The sequence below is a fragment of the Pontivivens nitratireducens genome, assembly GCF_011290545.1.
Taxonomy (GTDB): Bacteria; Pseudomonadota; Alphaproteobacteria; order Rhodobacterales; family Rhodobacteraceae; genus Pontivivens; species Pontivivens nitratireducens.
In genome coordinates, this window is sequence record NZ_CP049811.1 from 251,775 (window position 1) to 270,248 (window position 18,474).

Below are 18,474 nucleotides of genomic sequence, written 5' to 3' on the forward strand. Positions count from 1 at the left end.
CATCTCTTTACGGGATCTGGCCTACCGCTCGAAACGCAGCCGGTCCGAGGGCATGAAACCCGCCGCCCGCGCAGCACCTGTCGCGGACCCCGAACCAACCAAGGCGGTTCTGGTCCCCGGCGCAACCTTCCGCCGGGCCTTCATCCCCCGATCGTCATGGACGTCGGACATCCCGGCTTCACTTTCGTCAAATATCCCCGCCGGAGGCTCCTCGAAGCCCTCGCACCCCCTCGCCTTCCCCGCGCCGATCACCTACTCTGCGCGCCACAAATTGAAGGGGCACGACATGGCAATCGGCAAGGGACATCACCTGCATCTGATCGACGGATCGGGGTTCATCTTCCGTGCGTTCCACGCCCTGCCGCCCCTGACGCGAAAATCCGACAGTCTGCCGGTCGGCGCGGTGTCGGGCTTTTGCAACATGCTGTTCAAGATGCTGGAGGGCAACACGGGCCACGATGCGCCGACGCATCTGGCGGTGATCTTCGACCATTCGGCCAAGACGTTTCGCAATGACATCTACCCGCAATACAAGGCCCATCGCCCCCCGATGCCCGAGGATCTGCGCCCGCAAATCCCCCTGACGCGTGAGGCGACCCGCGCCTTCGGCATCTGCTGTATCGAGCAGGAGGGGTGGGAGGCCGATGACCTGATCGCCACCTTCGCCGTTCAGGCCCGCGACGCGGGCGCGCGGGTCACCATCATCTCCTCCGACAAGGATCTGATGCAACTGGTCGGCGGCGGGGTCGAGATGATGGACGGCATGAAGAACGTCACCATCGGGCCCGAGGAGGTCGAGGCAAAGTTCGGCGTCGGTCCCGACCGGGTGGTGGACGTGCAGGCTCTGGCCGGCGACAGCGTCGACAACATCCCAGGCGCCCCCGGCATCGGCATCAAGACCGCGGCCCTGCTCATCAACGAATACGGCGATGTCGAAAGCCTGCTCGCGCGGGCGGAGGAGATCAAGCAGCCCAAGCGCCGCCAATCCCTGATCGATAATGCCGAACAGATTCGCATTTCCAAACGGCTGGTCACACTGGAACAACACGTTCCGGTCGAGGTCGGCATCGACGCGATGGAGGTGCAACCGCTCGACCCGGAAACCGTGCTGCCGTTTCTGGCTGAAATGGAATTCCGCACGATCACCAACCGCGTCGCGGAAAAGCTGGGGGCCAAGGCGCCGACCATCGACGACACGCCCGCGAACGCCCCCGCGATGGATGAGCCGGACATGCCGCCCATCGACCCCTCGAAATACGAAATCGTGCGCGATGCCGAGGCCTTGCAGATCTGGATCGACCGGATTCACGAGCGCGGCTACGTCGCGGTGGACACGGAAACCACCGGTCTGGATGAGATGCGCGCCGATCTGGTCGGCATCTGCCTCAGCGTGGAGCCGGGTCAGGCGTGCTACATCCCGCTCGCCCATGTCAACGGCACCGGCGATCTGCTGGGCGGGGCCGAGAGGTCCGAGGGCCAGATGGATTTTGACCGGGCGCTGCAGATGCTCAAACCCGTGCTGGAGGATCCCGCGATCCTCAAGATCCTGCAAAACGCCAAATACGACATCAAGATCTTCGCCCGACTGAACGTAACCGTCGCCCCGATCGACGACACGATGCTGATTTCCTATGCTCAGCACGCGGGTCTGCACGGTCACGGGATGGACGCGCTCAGCGAACGATATCTCGATCATAAGCCGATCCCGATCAAGGAGCTGATCGGCGCGGGCAAGAAGCAGATCACCTTCGATCAGGTCAAGATCGACGACGCGGCCCCCTACGCGGCCGAGGATGCCGACATCACCCTGCGCCTGTGGACCGCACTGAAACCCGGCCTGATCCCCTCACGCACCACGACGGTGTACGAGACGATGGAGCGCCCCCTCGTCCCGGTTCTGGTGCAGATGGAGCGGCACGGCATCAAGGTGGACCGCGATCACCTCAGCCGCATGTCCAACAGCTTTGCACAGAAAATGGCCGGGCTGGAGCATGAGATTCACGAGCTTGCCGGTCGCAAGTTCAATGTCGGCTCCCCCAAGCAACTGGGCGAGATCCTGTTCGACGAAATGGCAATCGAAGGCGGCAAGAAGGGCAAGACCGGGGCCTATGGCACCGGGGCCGATATCCTGGAAACCCTCGCCGCGCTGGGTCATGATTTGCCCGCGCGGGTGCTGGACTGGCGGCAGGTTTCGAAGCTGAAATCGACCTATACCGATGCGTTGCAGGAACATATCCACCCCGAAACCGGGCGTGTGCACACCTCCTATTCCATCGCGGGGGCCAATACCGGGCGTCTCGCCTCCACCGATCCGAACCTGCAAAACATCCCCGTGCGCACGGAGGAAGGCCGCCGCATCCGCGAGGCGTTCATCGCGGAGGAGGGCAATGTCCTCGTCTCGCTCGACTACAGCCAGATCGAGCTGCGCATCCTGGCCCATATCGCCGAAATCGACTCGCTGAAGCAGGCGTTCCGCGACGGGTTGGACATTCACGCGATGACCGCGTCCGAGATGTTTGGCGTGCCGCTGGATGAGATGACGCCGGATGTGCGTCGTCAGGCCAAGGCGATCAATTTCGGTGTGATCTACGGCATCTCCGCCTTCGGTCTGGCCAACAATCTGCGCATCCCGCGTGAGGATGCGAAGGCCTTCATCGACCGGTATTTCGAGCGGTTCCCCGGCATACAGAAATACATGGACGACACCAAGGCCTTCGCCAAGGAACACAAGCGCGTCGAAACCCTGTTCGGCCGGCGCATCCACACGCCGGAGATTGCGTCCTCCGGCCCGCGTGCCGGCTTTGCCTACCGCGCCGCGATCAACGCGCCCATTCAGGGCACTGCCGCCGACATCATCCGCCGCGCCATGATCCGCGTGCCCGCCGCAATGCAAGCGGCGAAACTGCCCGGCCGGATGCTGCTGCAAGTGCACGACGAATTGCTGTTCGAGGTGCCACGGGACGCCGCTGACGATCTGATCGGCACGGTGCGCGAAGTGATGGAGCAGGCCCACCTGCCCGCCGTCGCACTCGACGTGCCGCTGGTCGTCGATGGTGGCACGGGGGCGAACTGGGCGCAGGCGCACTAGCCCCACTCGCACCTAGCGAATCAGTAGCTTGGCAAGTGATTCGCCGCATGGCAAACTGGCATCGCGGGGCCTGCCCTCGCGATGGAGGTGTCCCATGTCCATGCAAAATGCCGATGCCCACTCCCCCGCCAGTGCAGACGGCGAGCCGATCCCGATCCTCAGCGCCCCGGAATGCCATGCCTATCTGCTGCGCAATCCGCGTATCGCCAGCGCGCTGTGCTTCGTCCTGTGGGATCGCCACACGGCGCTGCCCTTCCTCTGCGGAGTAACCAACAGCATCGACCGGATGCTGGCGCAGTTGCGGATGGACACAGTGCGCGATGGCGCCATCGGGCTGATCCGCTTTCACCCCGAATTGCTGGAGTTCGTCATGGCGCAACCTCCGGGGTTTCTGGGGGTCAGCCTGTTTCCCTTCGACACGGTGGGGCAGGCGAAGGTCTGCGAGCATTCCATCGTCAGCGAATTCGGGCGGCGCGATGACGGCGGGCTGCTGCTCAACCGGCGGATCGAGCGGTAGGCGGGCCAATAGAGTAACGCCGCGCGGGATGGGACGGCGACACGATTTGTTTGATATTCTGCCCAGTCAACCCTGCGCGCCCCCCTGATCCAGACGGAGTGCCGCGAAAATTTCTGTTGCATTGCAGAGCACCCTCAGTGTGCACTTGCACTCGATATCGCATGGTCTAGAACCTGAGGTTGTGCCGTGGGGGCATGATTCACCGCGTTCATTACTGAATTGTCGCGATCATAACCGGGGAATTTCCATGTCCTTCGCAAGACTTTTTGCCATAGTCGCCATTACATTCGGGGCAGTCGGATCACCCGCCACAGCCGCGCCGCTGGACGACGCAGTTTCGCTCTGGCTCGACGATAACGACGCCGATGCGCTGCCGATGCTGTCTGAACTGGCGTCCTCCGGCGATGCCGATGCGCAGCTTCTGCTGGGTCAGATCGAGGCCATCCTGCCGCCGGGCGCCGGATCGGAGTTCATGACCGGCCTGTCCCGGCGTGAGCGGATCGACCTGCTACGCTCCCCCGGGGGATTGTCGGGCAAGTCATGGCTGCGCGTGCGCGCGGATGAGGGCGACCCCCTGGCTGTGGCGCTGCTGGCGTCACGTCTGCCGGATGCCGACATGGATGTGGTGCGCGCCCTGCTCGACGCGGGTGAGCGTGAAGCGGCGGAAAAGCTGGCGTGGGAGATCTTCGACCGGGGCCGCTGGAACGACATCTTTGCCCTCGCCCCTGACGATCCCCTGCTGGAACAGCTCGATTTCGTTCTGTGGATGCGCGCCTACTTTGCGTCCCCACCCATGGGCGATCACTGGAAATGGCTGGACACGACGCCTGCGACGGGCCGGTCGGGCGGGATGATGATGATATCCCTCGTCGCGCCTGTACTGGCCCCGCATCTGCGGCCCAGTGAGCAGATGCGCGAATACTCCATCGCGCAACGCGGCTTCCCGGCGGAGCTTGTGGCATCCGGCAACCTGCCGCGCGCGGCTGCCGTGATGGGCGGGCAGCTTGTCGGTGATGCGAATCTGGCGACGGTCGAAGCATATTGCGACCAGACCTGCCCCGGCGATGGTGGTCTTTGCGCCATGCAGGTGATCACGCAGGTCGGCGGTGCCGACAATATCAAGGCCGCCGACAGCCCGCTGGAGCGTCTGATCGCGCAGGACAGGTTCATGACCTCCGCCCGCGCGGTGGGCCAGTTGCGGCGCTGGATGGGCACGATCGGTGAAAATTCGCTCGGCAATCACGACCTGATCTCCCAATGCGTGCGTGACGATATCCGCGAGGCCTCGGCCGGTCGGTAGCGGATCGCCCCTGCGCAGGCGGCATCTTGCGCAGGGGCCCTTGCGGGCGTAGGTTCCGCGCATGTCGCACCTGACCGCTCATATCCCGATCCTGGACGATCATGCCCGCCTGCCATGGCGGTTCTTCGGTCTTGCGAAAACGCTGGAATCGCAGTTGTGACGCGCCTGCGGTTTCGTGCGCGAAACCTGCTGACCGCGCTTTACCTACACCCATTTACCGATCCTTGAGGGACCCCCCATGGCCAAGACCCTGTATGACAAGATCTGGGACGCGCATGTCGTCCACGAAGCTGACGATGGCACCTGCCTGCTGTATATCGACCGCCACCTCGTGCATGAGGTGACCAGCCCCCAGGCCTTCGAGGGCCTGCGGTTGAACAACCGCACCGTGCGCGCGCCGGAGAAGACCATCGCTGTGCCGGATCACAACGTTCCCACGACGCTGGACCGCGCCAACGGCATCGAAAACCCGGAATCGAAGATTCAGGTCGATGCGCTGGACAAGAACGCCAAGGATTTCGGCATCCACTACTACCCCGTGTCCGACGTGCGTCAGGGCATCGTGCACATCGTCGGGCCGGAGCAAGGTTGGACCCTGCCCGGCATGACCGTCGTATGCGGTGACAGCCACACCGCCACGCACGGTGCGTTCGGTTCGCTGGCGCACGGCATCGGCACGTCGGAGGTGGAGCATGTGCTGGCGACCCAGACGCTGATCCAGAAGAAGTCCAAAAACATGAAGGTCGAGATCACGGGCCACCTGCGCCCCGGCGTCACGGCCAAGGACATCACCATGGCCGTCATCGGCGCGACCGGCACCGCAGGCGGCACCGGCTACGTCATCGAATATTGCGGCTCCGCCATCGAGGATCTGTCGATGGAGGGTCGCATGACCGTCTGCAACATGGCCATCGAGGGCGGCGCGCGCGCCGGTCTGATCGCACCGGATGAGAAGACATTCGCCTATTGCATGGGCCGCCCCCATGCCCCGAAAGGCGCCGCATGGGAGGCCGCGCTGACCTACTGGAAAACCCTCAAGACCGATGAGGGCGCCCATTTCGACAAGGTTCTGACCATCAAGGGTGAGGACATCGCACCGCTGGTCACGTGGGGCACCTCGCCCGAGGACGTTCTGCCGATCACCGCCACCGTGCCGTCGCCCGACGATTATACCGGCGGCAAGGTTGAGGCCGTGCGCCGCTCGCTCGCCTATATGGGCCTGACACCGGGCCAGAAGCTCAGCGACGTGGCCATCGACACCGTCTTCATCGGATCGTGCACCAATGGCCGGATCGAGGATCTGCGTGAGGTTGCGGCGATCATGAAGGGCAAGAAGGTCAAGGACGGTCTGCGCGCCATGGTCGTTCCCGGCTCGGGCCTGGTCCGCGCCCAGGCGGAGGAAGAAGGCATTGCCGATATCCTCAAGGATGCGGGCTTCGAATGGCGCATGGCGGGTTGTTCCATGTGCCTTGCCATGAACCCCGATCAGTTGGCCCCGGAGGAGCGTTGCGTGTCCACGTCGAACCGCAACTTCGAGGGGCGTCAGGGCCGCGGTGGACGCACCCACCTCGCCTCGCCCGCGATGGCGGCAGCAGCTGCGATCACCGGTCGTCTGACCGACGTGCGCGAATTGGGTTGAGGAGAAGAAAATGGAAAAGTTCACCACACTCGAAGGCGTCGCCGCCCCCATGCCGCTGGTCAATATCGACACGGATATGATCATCCCCAAGCAGTTCCTGAAGACGATCAAGCGGACCGGGCTGGGCAAGAACCTGTTCGACGAGATGCGCTATGACGCCCAGGGTCAGGAAATTCCCGACTTCGTTCTGAACCAGCCGGCCTATCGCGACGCGAAAATCCTTATCGCCGGCGATAATTTCGGCTGCGGGTCCAGCCGCGAGCACGCGCCCTGGGCGCTGGCCGATTTCGGGATCCGTTGCGTAATCTCCACATCCTTCGCGGACATCTTTTTCAACAACTGCTTCAAGAATGGCATTCTGCCAATCGTTCTGCCACAATCTGAAGTTGATAAATTGATGGACGATGCAGCGCGCGGTGCGAACGCCGTGATCACGGTCGATTTGGAAAACCAGACGATCAGCGGTCCCGATGGAGGCACAATCGCCTTTGACGTGGAGCCGTTCCGCAAGCATTGTCTGCTCAACGGGCTCGACGATATCGGGCTGACCATGCAGAAGGCGGCGGCGATCGACGCCTTCGAGGCACAGTACAAGACCGCGGCTCCGTGGATCTAGTGTGACAAGAGGGGACGCCGGATGGCATATGCGAGGGCTGGTGTTGGGACCGCACTGACCAGATTGGTCACAAGCCTGTCCCGGGCGTTCCTTGTTTTGGTGTTCATCGCCCTTCCGGCGTTCCTCCTGCCCGAAACCTCCCGGACCGGGCAGGAGATTTCGCTGATCATCGGCGCGCTGTTCGCCCTGTTCACGATGTTCGAATATGCGTCCTCGCATCCGGGGTTGATAGATTTCAGGTTCGCACCGCCCTATAACAGGTTCCGGTTCCTGACCTTCGCCGTGCTGATCGTGGCGCTGGTGTTCCTGTGCCGGGCCGATTCCGGGGCGGACTCGTTTTCCGACGACTATCTGGCGCTGTCCGATCGGCTGGTGGAGATCTTCAGCGTACCGTTCAGCCCGGTGGTTCTGGCCGATACGCTGATCGGCGCGGGAGTGAACCCGCTGGTCGAGCGTGCAGCGGCGCTGAGCTTCACGATCGCGCTGACCTCCATCATCTTTTTCGCGATCTATGTCTGGGTTTTTCGCTGGCCGGCGGAACGTGACAGCTTCAACCTGTGGATCAACCTGCCGACATTCGATCCGTCGGTCGGTCAGGATATCGCGTGGCGTCTTCGCCGGGCGGGCCTGTTGAACATCATCGTAGCACTGGCCCTGCCCTATGCCGTCCTGTCCATCGCGTCGCGCAGTGGCGGATGGTTCGATCCCGCCGCGTTGGGCAACTACCAGTCTCTGGTCTGGTGCTGCGTCTTCTGGGCGTTCTTTCCCGTGGCCCTGTTCAATCGCGGCAGTGCGATGCTGAAAATCGCATGGCTGATCGACCGGGCGCGCACCGATTGAGCTTGCGGGCCGCCCTCGCGCTATGCCTGTCGCTGACAAACGCAGCACAGGCAGAGACGCTGCGCTTGGCGACCTACAATGTGGCCCTGTCCCGCGATTATGCCGGGCATCTGGTCCAGGACGTGGAACGCCGCGACCAACCGATCCTTCAGATCGCGGCGGTCCTGCGGGAGGTTGCGCCCGATATCGTCCTGCTGACGGAGATGGACCGGGATCCGCAACTGCGCGCGCTTGCCGGTTTGCAGCAGATTCTCGCGGAACAGGGACTGATTTATCCGTACAGCTATGCCGGGCCCGTGAACGCTGGTGTGATGACGGGGCTGGATCTGGACGGCGATGGCTGGGTCAACGATCCGGAGGATGCGCAGGGCTGGGGCAAGTGGCCCGGTCATCGCGGCATGGCCTTGTTGAGCAGATACCCTATCGGGCCGGCGCGGACCTTTCGGCTGAGCCTGTGGGACGACGTTCCGGGCAGCATGATCCCGACGGGCGAACCGGCGCAGGTACGCGCGATCCAGCGCCTCTCATCCAAAAGCCATTGGGATATCGGGATCGCCTTGCCGCAAGGGGGGACGCTGCATGTTCTGGCCGCGCACCCGACCCCCCCGGTTTTCGACGGGGCGCAGGATCGCAACGGTCGGCGCAACGCGGATGAGATCGCCTGGTTCAACCGCTATCTGGATGGGGAGGCGATGCGCGACGATGCGGGTCTGACCGCCCCGCTGGCACAGGGCCCGGTGGCCGTTCTGGCCGACCTGAACGCCGATCCGTTCGACGGGGAGGCACGGCGCGGTTCCCTGCGCACCCTGCTGGGACATCCGCGCCTTCAGGACCCGGCACCAACCAGCCGCGGGGCGGTGATTGCAGGGGTCGGCGGTGCGAACGATGCGCATCTGGGACCAGCGGATCAGGATACAGCGGACTGGCGCGACGATCCGGGGCCGGGGAACCTGCGGGTGGATTACGTCCTGCCCGATGCGCGGTTGCGCGTCAGCGGCGCGGGCGTCTTCTGGCCCATACCGGACGCGCCATTGCATGAGGAGGCCATGGCCTCGGACCACCGGCTGGTCTGGGTCGATGTGGACCTGCCCTGAGGGCAGAGGCAGGCTTACCTCCACACCGCTCTCGCTTGACTTTCCGCCCCTCTCAGCCCAACACGCAGAAGGCTTTCAGCAAGGAGACCGCCATGAAAAATCCCTCCCTTCTCATTCTGGCCGGTGACGGCATCGGCCCGGAAGTCATGGAGCAGGTCCGGCGGATCATCGACTGGTACGCCGCGAACCGCGCGATGGCCTTCGACGTGTTCGAGGATCTGGTGGGCGGCGCGGCCTATGATGCACACGGCACCCCCCTGACCGACGACACGATGGCCAAGGCGCAATCGGTGGATGCGGTTCTGTTGGGCGCGGTCGGCGGCCCGAAATACGACGATCTGGATTTCTCCATCAAGCCGGAACGGGGTCTGCTGCGCCTGCGCAAGGAAATGGACCTGTTCTCGAACCTGCGCCCGGCGCAATGTTTCGACGCGCTGGCGGATTTCTCCTCGCTCAAGCGTGATATCGTGGCCGGTCTGGACATCATGATCGTGCGCGAACTGACCTCCGGCGTTTATTTCGGGGAGCCGCGCGGGATCTTCGAGGAGGGGAACGAGCGTGTCGGCATCAACACGCAACGCTACACCACGTCCGAGATCATCCGCGTTGCCCGCTCCGCGTTCGAGCTGGCCCGCCGCCGCGACAGCCGCGTCTGCTCGATGGAAAAGGCCAACGTGATGGAAAGCGGCGTCCTGTGGCGCGAGGAAGTACAAAAACTGCGCGACGCCGAATATCCCGATATCGAGCTGACGCACATGTATGCCGATGCGGGCGCGATGCAGCTGTGCCGCTGGCCCAAGCAGTTCGACGTGATCGTCACCGACAACCTGTTCGGTGACATCCTGTCCGACACGGCGGCGATGCTGACCGGCTCGCTGGGGATGCTGCCATCCGCGTCGCTGGGCGCACCGATGGAAAACGGCATGCCCAAGGCGCTGTACGAGCCTGTGCACGGCTCCGCCCCCGATATTGCGGGTCAGGGCAAGGCGAACCCGATCGCGTGCATCCTCAGCTTTGCCATGGCGCTGCGCTACTCGTTCGATCAGGGCGAGGAGGCCGATCGGCTGGAGCAAGCGGTGGAGCGGACATTGCAGGGCGGTGCACGAACCCCCGACCTGATGGGCGAAGAGGGCGGCACCCCGCTGAGCACCACGGAAATGGGCGATGCGATTCTCTCCGAACTGGATGCGTCACTGAACTGATCCGACATGCGGTGAGCATGCATTAAATCTGGCCGGTAGCCGTGTCGATGACAGGGTTTCCGGTCGAAACACCCTCAAACCGGATCGGCAAATCGCCCCGCTCGTGTAATTCGAACGGGGGATGCACCGGATGTTTCTGTCGCTGAACGCGCGACATGTTGCACGGGGACACGGCGGGGGTTTTCGAACCGCTGGTGGACAGGTCCGCACCCCCCTGCCCCGCGCCCTCCTGCCCCATGTCCTACCAGCAGAACATGCCCGGTATGAGGCGATGATCCTTGCATCGACACCGATACTGTCCTTTCGATAGACGCTGAGCCACACGAGGGAGGCGCCAGAAATGCAGATCCGGAAAAGCGGTGCCGTGACCGCCTTGGTGGGCTTCGGCTTTTTCGCCAGCCACGATGCGGTCATCAAGGCGTTGGGGGCGACGTATTCCACCTTCCAGATCGCCTTTTTCTCCGTTCTGTTCGGGATGCCGCTGGTCATGCTGATGCTGGTGCGCGATGCGAAACCCGGCACGTTGCGCCCGCGCCACCCCGGATGGGTCGCAACGCGGGCGGGGCTGGGGGTCGTCACCGGCTTTTCCGCCTTCTATGCCTTCACCCATCTGCCCTTGACCGAAGTCTATGCGATCCTGTTCGCGCAACCGCTGCTGATAACCGCGCTGTCCGTGCCCTTTCTGGGCGAAAAGGTCGGCTTGCGCCGCTGGATCGCGGTCTTTACCGGGCTGGTCGGCGTGCTGATTGTCCTGCAACCGGCAACGACCGAATTGAGCATCGGCCACCTTGCGGCGCTGACCTCCGCGATCTGCGGGTCATTCGTCTCCATCATCCTGCGAAAGATCGGCGCGCAGGAACGCTCCGCCGTGATGATCCTGTATCCGATGATGGCGAACCTCGTGGTTATGGGAACACTGATGCCGTTCGTCTATATCCCCATGCCGATCGGCGATCTGGGGCTGGCGGCCTTTCTCGCTGTCTTGGGATTCTGTGGGATGCTGGGGTTGTTGCTGGCCTATCAGCGGGCTGCCGTGTCGGTGGTCGCCCCGATGCAATATTCGCAGATCATTTGGGCCGTGCTGTTCGGTCTGATCTTCTTCGATGAGATGCCGGCCCTGGCCACGGCCATCGGAACCGCCGTCATCATCGCGAGCGGTCTGTATATCGTCATGCGTGAGGAAGGCGGCGGCACCACGACGGAGCGCCCCGTCACTGCCGGGCGCACACCGCGCGGCGATACGGCGCTGGGAATGCGAACCGGCGACATCATGCGTCTGTTCGGCCTGCGCGAAGGCCCCTTGCGCTCGGACAAGGAATAGGGCAAATCCTCGCCCACGGTCGGGCAGTGGCGCAGCCTGGTAGCGCACCTGCTTCGGGAGCAGGGGGTCGGAGGTTCGAATCCTCTCTGCCCGACCAGTTCATCATGACAATCAGAAGTTCAGCCGGAATTTCAGCGCGGCAGGTCCACGTTGAACGGTTGCCCCCATCCATACCGTGTGTCGTGGGCCATGACCTGCACCCGCGCGATATCCTGCGGAATCTCGATGCCGGACAGGCTGCGGGTAAAGGGCTGCTCCTCGACATGCGGATGGGTCAGGGTACGATGCGCCAGGACGGTGTCGCCGCTGCGGACCTGCCAGCCATCGGCGTAGTGATCCCACCCCGTATCGGCATGGGCCACGGTCACGTGGAACGTCCAGCCGGCCTCAGCCTCGACGAGGCGCACCTCGATAATCTCCGCACTGTCCGCCAGCGCGGGGGCCGTGGCCAGCAGCAGGGGCGCACTCCACTTCAGCACTGGCCCGGGCACCGCCCCATGATGCAGGATGTCCGCGCGGCGCAAAGGGCGCGAAGGATGAAAACCTCGAATATGCGGGTCAGACTAATGCGACGACGAAACATGAGCGTCTCCTTTCCGAATGAAGCCATGGTACACACGTCCCGCCCCGCCGTCCCTTCACAAAGCCGCGACGCGGGGAATCGCGAAATAGAGGTGTTCGACGGCTTCGCTCCGCAGCACCGCGCAGAGGTGACCGCCCTGTATCTGGATGCGTTCGGGCCGAAGCTGGCACGTTTTCTGGGACGCGGCGCGCGCATCCGCGATTTCGTGCACGACACCCTGAACGCGAATTTCGCCGTGGTCGCAATCGACACGCAGACCGGTCGCGTGGTCGGCGTCGCGGGTTTCAGGACCGAACAGGGCGGCCTGACCGAACGGTTTGGCGCCCGGCTGCACGGACATTACGGCCCTTTCGGCGGGTTCTGGCGTGGTCTGATCCTGAACCTGTTGCAGACGCAGGAACGCTCGGACAAGCTGTTGGTGGATGGCATCGCAGTGGCGGAACGCTATCGTGGCTCCGGCATCGGCACGGCGCTGCTGCACGCCCTGGATGCCAAGGCTGCGGCGTTGGGAAAGCAGGGCATACGGCTGGACGTGATCGACGAGAACCGGCGGGCGCAGGCGCTGTATGCGCGCCACGGCTACAGCGTTACGGATGCGCACGATATCGGCCTGCTTAGCGTGATCTTCGGGTTCCGGCGTGCGACCCAGATGACACGCATGTTGTAGGCATACAGCCTTCGCCGTTTCCCTTTTGCGCACCGATGGTCTAAGACGCGCCTGTTTGAAAACCATTATTAGGAGACAGAGGGAGATGGGTTACAGGATCGTCGTCGTCGGAGCCACGGGAAACGTGGGCCGCGAAATGCTCAACATCTTGTCTGAGCGTGAATTCCCCGTTGATGAAATTGCCGTTCTGGCCAGCCGCAAGAGCCTGGGCACGGAATGCGCGTTCGGGGATCGAACTTTGAAAACCCAGGATCTCGACACTTTCGACTTCACCGGTTGGGACATGGCGCTGTTCGCGATCGGATCGGACGCGACCAAGAAATACGCGCCCGTCGCGGCCAAGGCGGGCTGTGTGGTGATCGATAACTCCTCGCTCTACCGCTATGATGCAGATGTCCCGCTGATCGTGCCCGAGGTGAACCCCGACGCGATCGAGGGCTATGCGAAGAAGAACATCATCGCGAACCCCAACTGCTCGACCGCGCAGATGGTCGTCGCGCTGAAGCCGCTGCACGACCGGGCGAAGATCAAGCGCGTCGTCGTGTCCACCTACCAGTCGGTTTCCGGCTCGGGCAAGGAAGCGATGGACGAGTTGTGGATGCAGACCAAGGGCATGTACGTGCCGGGTCAGGAGCGTGCGCCCTCCGTCTATCCCAAGCAGATCGCCTTCAACGTGATTCCGCATATCGACGTCTTCATGGAGGACGGCTCGACCAAGGAAGAATGGAAGATGGTCGCCGAAACCAAGAAGATCATCGACAAGTCCATCAAGGTCACGGCGACATGCGTGCGCGTGCCGGTCTTCGTCGGCCATTCGGAATCGATCAACATCGAGACCGAGGATTTCCTGGACGAGGACGAGGCCCGCGACATCCTGCGTGAGGCCCCCGGCATCATGGTGGTCGATAAGCGGGAGGATGGCGGCTATGTCACCCCGGTCGAATGCGTGGGTGAGTTCGCGACCTATATCAGCCGCATCCGTCAGGACAGCACGATCGACAACGGCCTGAACTTCTGGTGTGTGTCCGACAACCTGCGCAAGGGCGCGGCCCTGAACGCGGTTCAGATCGCGGAACTGCTGGGACGCCGCATCCTGAAAAAGGGCTGAACATTCGGCATTTGCCGGAACGATCCGGTTCTGCCATCCTCCGTCCTGTCGGGCGGGGGATGGATGCCTCCGCGGCAGGCTGGGGGCCTTACATGCAACATCTTTTCATAACGGTTCTGGTTCTGGCCTCGTTTGCCGGAGCGGGCTCCGCCATGGCCTGCACAGCAGGTGAGGCCATCGTTCCAACCCTGATATTCGACGACCTCACCCCGGTGGAGCGGGAGGCCTTCGACACGCTGTTCACGGCCGAACGCGCCGTGATGCAGACGGAGAACACGGACGTGGACGCGGCCTTCGCATTCCAAAGATGCGATCTGGCCGCCGACGGCAACGCCACGGTCATGGTGTTCGCGAAGCCCGGCCTGTTCTGCGAGGTGGATTGTCTGAGCTGGGCGATCAACCGCACGCAGGACGAACACTGGCAGATCATCCTGGCCGCGCTCGGCCACGTCGAAGTTGCCGGATCCTATTCCATGAGCTGGCCCGACCTGATCGCGCGCGTTCAGGATCAACCCGCAATCGTGCACAAATACGACGGCGCCAGCTACCGGGAGGAGCTGGAGGGCCTGATCTATGGCGAGGCGTTCGACCTGCCGGAGGCTGTCGCGTGGGAGGCCGACGAATCCGGCTTCGTCGGAATCGTTCCCGGCTCATCCGGCCCGAATGGTGAGGCTGTGCTGGCGCTGGACATGCTGGCGAACACGATTGATCCCGGTTTGGGTGAGCTGGTTGCCGGGCTGACCGATCTGAACGGCGACGACGTGCCCGAAATCGTGGTTCAGGGCGAAGGTGCCGACTATTGCAGTGCCGATGGCTGCCGCACCTGGATCATCGGGATTCGGAACGGAGAGGCGCATGTCCTCGCGGACGTCACGGCACAGGGATCGCTGGAAATCGCATCGACAACCTCGGACGGTTATCGCGACGTGATCGTATGGGGGGACGCCGGGGCGCAGGTCCTGCGCCACGACGGAGAGGTTTACCGCTAGGGCATAGCCTAGATCGGGCGGAACTGATCCAGACTGCCGTCATAGGCGTGCAACTCGCCCGATCCGATATCTGTCCACGCGCCATGCATCGCCAATCGCCCATTATCCACCGCATCGCGGACGAACGGAAAGGTCAGAAGATTTTCAAGGCTGACCTTGATGCTTTCATGTTCCAGCGATTGCAGGCGCTCCGCACGATCCCCGGGGATGTCCTTGATCCGCTCGTATCCGGGCGTGAGGATGTCCATCCAACGGCTGATGAAGCTGGAATCCTCATCCAGCTTGCTGCCGGCACCTTCGCATTTCTCATAGCACGCCGCGACCCCGCCGCAGCCGGAATGGCCCAGGATGACGATATGGCTGACCCCCAGCACGGTCACCGCGTATTCAATCGCCGCCGACGTGCCGTGCAGCTCCCGATCGGGGGAGTATGGCGGCACGAGGTTGGCAACGTTGCGCACGAGGAAGAAATCCCCCGGCTCGCCCTCGAACATACCGACGGGATCAACGCGGCTGTCACAGCACGAAATGAACATCGCGCGCGGATGCTGGCCATGCTCGGCCAAGTGTGAATACCACTCGCGGTTATCCTCGAACGTGGTCTTGCGCCACCGTTCGAGCCGCTTCGCCAGATAGTTTGGCAGGACTTTGATATGTTGCATATGGTTCCCCGATTTTAACCTTAAGTTCAGCAATACAGGCGCGAAGGCAACGATTCAACGCAGGACAACGTTTACTCACCGGTGGGTCAGACACGCAACGCATTGGGTGTGCAAAGCGTGTTTGGCATAATGGAGAAGTGGGAGCTATTGTGATGTCGGATCGGGTGATCCGTATCACCGCGCAGGAATCTGCGCTGGTCGATACGTCCGCAGTCGTAGGATTGCAGCAGAGCGTGGGAACTCTGCGATGTCAGGAAATGGTGGAGGATGCGATCTATCAAATCACAGAACGCCTGGCGAAACTGGAGCGTGCCGAACGTGAGCAGGATTACGAAACCGCATCCGAGATCGCGCACGTGTTGGTGGAGCTTACAAACAGGATCGGATTGCCCCGGATGAGCGTCGTGGCAACCGATCTGGCCGATGTGCTGAGGCTGGGCGACACGATAGCGATCAGCGCGATCTGCGCACGGCTGATCCGACTGGGTGAGGATTCGCTGTTCACGCTGGTGCGTCTGGGCGGCGACGGGGTCTGAACCATCGCAATCGCAGGTCCTTCCTGATCCTGCGCCGGGGCGTGACACTCCGGCGTGTGATGCCTAGTCTTCGCGAACCTGATTTGCGGAGCGGACATGGACATGAACCTGACATTTTCGACTGAAACCGACGCAGCGATCGACCTGCATGTGGTGTCACCGGGCGATCACTGGCCCGTATCCGCCACGCACCGCAAATGGGCGGAATCGGCAGGGTTTTCAGGTGCGCTCGGCGATTTCTGCCTGCTGCCGGCAGAGGACGGCCAGATTTCGGCGGTCCTGATCGGATGGGGCACGGGGCGGCTGCGGGCGCGCGGGCGGATGCATCTGGCCCGCTATGCGCCGTTGCTGCCGGCCGGCACCTATCGCATCGCCAGCGCGCCCGAGGGATTCGACATGGATGAGCAGGCCCTGGGCTGGCTGCTGTCGGAATATTCGTTCGATCGCTACATTGCCGCCAAACCCGAAGCGGCGAAACTGATCTGTCCCGAGGGCTGCGCGGCGGATCGGTTGCAGATCATCGCCACGGGCGCGGCGCTGACCCAGCGCCTGATCGACACGCCCACCAGCGATATGGGCCCAGCCGAGCTGGAGGGGGAGGTTCGCGCGCTGGCGCAGATGCATGACGCCACGCTGGACGTGACACTGGGCGACGATTTGCTGGGGACGAACCTGCCGATGATCCATGCGGTCGGCCGGGCCTCGACCTCGGCCCCCCGTCTGCTCGATCTGAGCTGGGGCGACCCCGAGGCACCCAAGGTCACTCTGGTCGGCAAGGGTGTCTGTTTCGACACGGGTGGTCTGAACCTGAAGCCCGGTGCCTCGATGGGCATCATGAAAAAGGATATGGGCGGCAGCGCCAATGCCATCGGTCTGGCCCATATGATCATGGCGCTCGACCTGCCGGTGCGCTTGCGGCTACTGATTCCGGCGGTCGAGAATTCCGTGGCCGGCAATGCGTTCCGCCCTGGCGACATTCTGCGCAGCCGCAAGGGGCTGTCGGTCGAGATCAACAACACCGATGCGGAGGGCCGCCTGGTTCTGGCCGATGCGCTGGCGCTGGGTGATGAGGAAAGCCCCGACCTGATGCTCTGCATGGCCACGCTGACGGGTGCGGCGCGCGTCGCGCTCGGCCCGGACCTGCCGCCATACTTCACCGATGATGATGGACTGGCGGGCATGATCGGCGCGGCCGCCGACGCGGTTCACGATCCATTGTGGCGGATGCCCTTCTGGGAGCCGTATGAGAGCATGATCGAGCCGGGCATCGCCGATCTGGACAATGCCCCGGCAGGCGGCATGGCGGGGGCCATCACCGCAGCGCTGTTCCTGCGCCGGTTCGTGGAAAACGCCGGCAGCTTCGCGCATTTCGACCTGTACGGCTGGACGCCTTCCGCCAAACCTGCGAGGCCCAAGGGCGGCGCACACCAAGGTATTCGCGCCCTCTTGAGCGTAATCGAAAGGCGATATTCATGACATTCGATCCCCGCACCACACCCGCCCGCAGCGATCTGGCCGCCGAGCATCTGAAGGGAACGGTCGAGGCGTCGAGATATGTCGCGGGGCAGGACCGCATGGTCGCCACGTCCTCCGCCCCGATGACCGAGCGGGCGGAACCTGAAGCCGGACTGAGCTCGCAATTGCTGCGGGGTGAGGTCTTCACCGTCTACGATATAGACGACGATACCGGGCTGGCGTGGGGACAGGCCCGCCGGGACGGCTATGTCGGATGGGTGCCGAACTTCATGCTGGAACCGGTGGAGGCCGCAACCCACCATGTCACAGCCTTAATGACGCATTGCTACCCCGAGCCGGAGGTCAAAACCCGGCCCTTCGACATGCTTCCCATGGCGTCGGCGGTGACGGTCGTGGGTCAGGAGGGCAAATGGCTGGAGCTTGACACCGGCGGATGGGTGCCGGGCCGACACCTGTCCGATGCCCTGCCCGGCGGCAATTGGGTCGCCATCGCGGAGCGGTTTGCCGGCGTGCCCTATCTGTGGGGCGGCAGGACCGCATCCGGCATCGACTGTTCCGGACTGATGCAAATCGCAATGTACATGGCCGGTCTGGAGTGCCCCCGAGACAGCGATATGCAATCCGCGCTGGGGCACGACGTCGTCGGGGATCGCCAGCGCGGCGATCTGGCCTTCTGGAAGGGGCATGTCGGCGTTCTGGTCGACCCCGACACATTGCTGCACGCCAATGCCTTCGCCATGGCCACGGTGCGCGAACCCTTCGATCTGGCCTGTGACCGGATCGCGGCGCAGGGCGACGGGGCGTTGACTGGCCTTCGGCGGCTGTAGACTGCATTT

The 18,474-nt window shown here is 63.3% G+C and carries 17 protein-coding genes and 1 tRNA gene; 16 read left to right on the plus strand and 2 right to left on the minus strand.

What is annotated here, in order from left to right; genetic code table 11:
* Positions 1-286: 286 nt before the first annotated feature.
* The 10 genes from polA (at position 287) to G8E03_RS01295 (ending at position 11,714) form a co-directional block, all read left to right on the plus strand.
* A complete protein-coding gene (polA, locus tag G8E03_RS01250; protein ID WP_166187724.1) occupies positions 287-3,088 on the plus strand; it encodes a DNA polymerase I in 2,802 nt (933 codons plus the stop codon).
* A 94-nt stretch (positions 3,089-3,182) separates the two neighbouring features.
* The gene (locus tag G8E03_RS01255) at positions 3,183-3,605 is read left to right on the plus strand and encodes a hypothetical protein (RefSeq protein WP_166187726.1); all 423 of its coding nucleotides are present in this window, start codon (positions 3,183-3,185) and stop codon (positions 3,603-3,605) included.
* A gap of 247 nt (positions 3,606-3,852) precedes the next feature.
* Positions 3,853-4,905: a hypothetical protein gene (locus G8E03_RS01260; RefSeq protein ID WP_166187728.1), complete on the plus strand. Its 1,053-nt coding sequence runs from the start codon at positions 3,853-3,855 to the stop codon at positions 4,903-4,905.
* Positions 4,906-5,143: 238 nt separating this feature from the next.
* Positions 5,144-6,544 (plus strand): 3-isopropylmalate dehydratase large subunit, encoded by a 1,401-nt coding sequence (gene leuC, locus G8E03_RS01265; protein WP_166187731.1) that lies wholly within the window; start codon positions 5,144-5,146, stop codon positions 6,542-6,544.
* Between the two features lie 10 nt (positions 6,545-6,554).
* On the plus strand, positions 6,555-7,160 hold the full coding sequence (gene leuD / locus G8E03_RS01270; protein ID WP_166187733.1) for a 3-isopropylmalate dehydratase small subunit: 606 nt from the start codon (positions 6,555-6,557) through the stop codon (positions 7,158-7,160).
* Positions 7,161-7,181: 21 nt separating this feature from the next.
* Positions 7,182-8,000, plus strand: a complete 819-nt coding sequence (locus G8E03_RS01275) for a hypothetical protein (RefSeq protein ID WP_166187735.1) — start codon at positions 7,182-7,184, stop codon at positions 7,998-8,000.
* A complete protein-coding gene (locus tag G8E03_RS01280; protein WP_166187737.1) occupies positions 7,970-9,094 on the plus strand; it encodes an endonuclease/exonuclease/phosphatase family protein in 1,125 nt (374 codons plus the stop codon). The genes G8E03_RS01275 and G8E03_RS01280 overlap by 31 nt, the downstream gene beginning before the upstream one ends.
* Positions 9,095-9,186: 92 nt before the next feature.
* Positions 9,187-10,296 carry a 3-isopropylmalate dehydrogenase gene (leuB, locus tag G8E03_RS01285; protein WP_166187739.1) on the plus strand — a complete coding sequence of 370 codons (1,110 nt, stop codon included), beginning with the start codon at positions 9,187-9,189 and terminating at the stop codon, positions 10,294-10,296.
* Between the two features lie 340 nt (positions 10,297-10,636).
* A complete protein-coding gene (locus tag G8E03_RS01290) occupies positions 10,637-11,617 on the plus strand; it encodes a DMT family transporter (RefSeq protein ID WP_166187742.1) in 981 nt (326 codons plus the stop codon).
* Positions 11,618-11,637: 20 nt separating this feature from the next.
* Positions 11,638-11,714: transfer RNA gene (locus G8E03_RS01295), tRNA-Pro, on the plus strand.
* A gap of 34 nt (positions 11,715-11,748) precedes the next feature.
* On the opposite strand, the gene G8E03_RS01300 is transcribed toward G8E03_RS01295, so the two are convergent.
* Positions 11,749-12,096: a hypothetical protein gene (locus G8E03_RS01300; RefSeq protein WP_166187745.1), complete on the minus strand. Its 348-nt coding sequence runs from the start codon at positions 12,094-12,096 to the stop codon at positions 11,749-11,751.
* 129 nt (positions 12,097-12,225) lie between these two features.
* On the opposite strand from G8E03_RS01300, the gene G8E03_RS01305 reads away from it, so the two are divergent.
* From G8E03_RS01305 to G8E03_RS01315, 3 genes are all read left to right on the plus strand, one after another.
* Positions 12,226-12,867, plus strand: coding sequence for a GNAT family N-acetyltransferase (locus G8E03_RS01305; RefSeq protein WP_166187747.1), 642 nt, complete (start codon positions 12,226-12,228; stop codon positions 12,865-12,867).
* Between the two features lie 85 nt (positions 12,868-12,952).
* Positions 12,953-13,975: an aspartate-semialdehyde dehydrogenase gene (locus tag G8E03_RS01310; protein ID WP_166187749.1), complete on the plus strand. Its 1,023-nt coding sequence runs from the start codon at positions 12,953-12,955 to the stop codon at positions 13,973-13,975.
* A 92-nt stretch (positions 13,976-14,067) separates the two neighbouring features.
* Positions 14,068-14,964: a hypothetical protein gene (locus tag G8E03_RS01315; protein ID WP_166187751.1), complete on the plus strand. Its 897-nt coding sequence runs from the start codon at positions 14,068-14,070 to the stop codon at positions 14,962-14,964.
* A gap of 8 nt (positions 14,965-14,972) precedes the next feature.
* Here G8E03_RS01315 and G8E03_RS01320 read toward each other — a convergent pair whose 3' ends face one another.
* A complete protein-coding gene (locus G8E03_RS01320; RefSeq protein WP_166187753.1) occupies positions 14,973-15,626 on the minus strand; it encodes a carbonic anhydrase in 654 nt (217 codons plus the stop codon).
* A 152-nt stretch (positions 15,627-15,778) separates the two neighbouring features.
* Between G8E03_RS01320 and G8E03_RS01325 the strand changes: the two genes are divergently transcribed.
* The 3 genes from G8E03_RS01325 to G8E03_RS01335 all read left to right on the plus strand — a co-directional run bounded on the left by G8E03_RS01325 (position 15,779) and on the right by G8E03_RS01335 (position 18,465).
* Positions 15,779-16,162, plus strand: a complete 384-nt coding sequence (locus G8E03_RS01325; protein WP_166187755.1) for a hypothetical protein — start codon at positions 15,779-15,781, stop codon at positions 16,160-16,162.
* Positions 16,163-16,264: 102 nt separating this feature from the next.
* Positions 16,265-17,638, plus strand: coding sequence for a leucyl aminopeptidase family protein (locus G8E03_RS01330; RefSeq protein ID WP_166187757.1), 1,374 nt, complete (start codon positions 16,265-16,267; stop codon positions 17,636-17,638).
* A complete protein-coding gene (locus tag G8E03_RS01335; protein ID WP_166187759.1) occupies positions 17,635-18,465 on the plus strand; it encodes a C40 family peptidase in 831 nt (276 codons plus the stop codon). The genes G8E03_RS01330 and G8E03_RS01335 overlap by 4 nt, the downstream gene beginning before the upstream one ends.
* Positions 18,466-18,474: the final 9 nt, after the last annotated feature.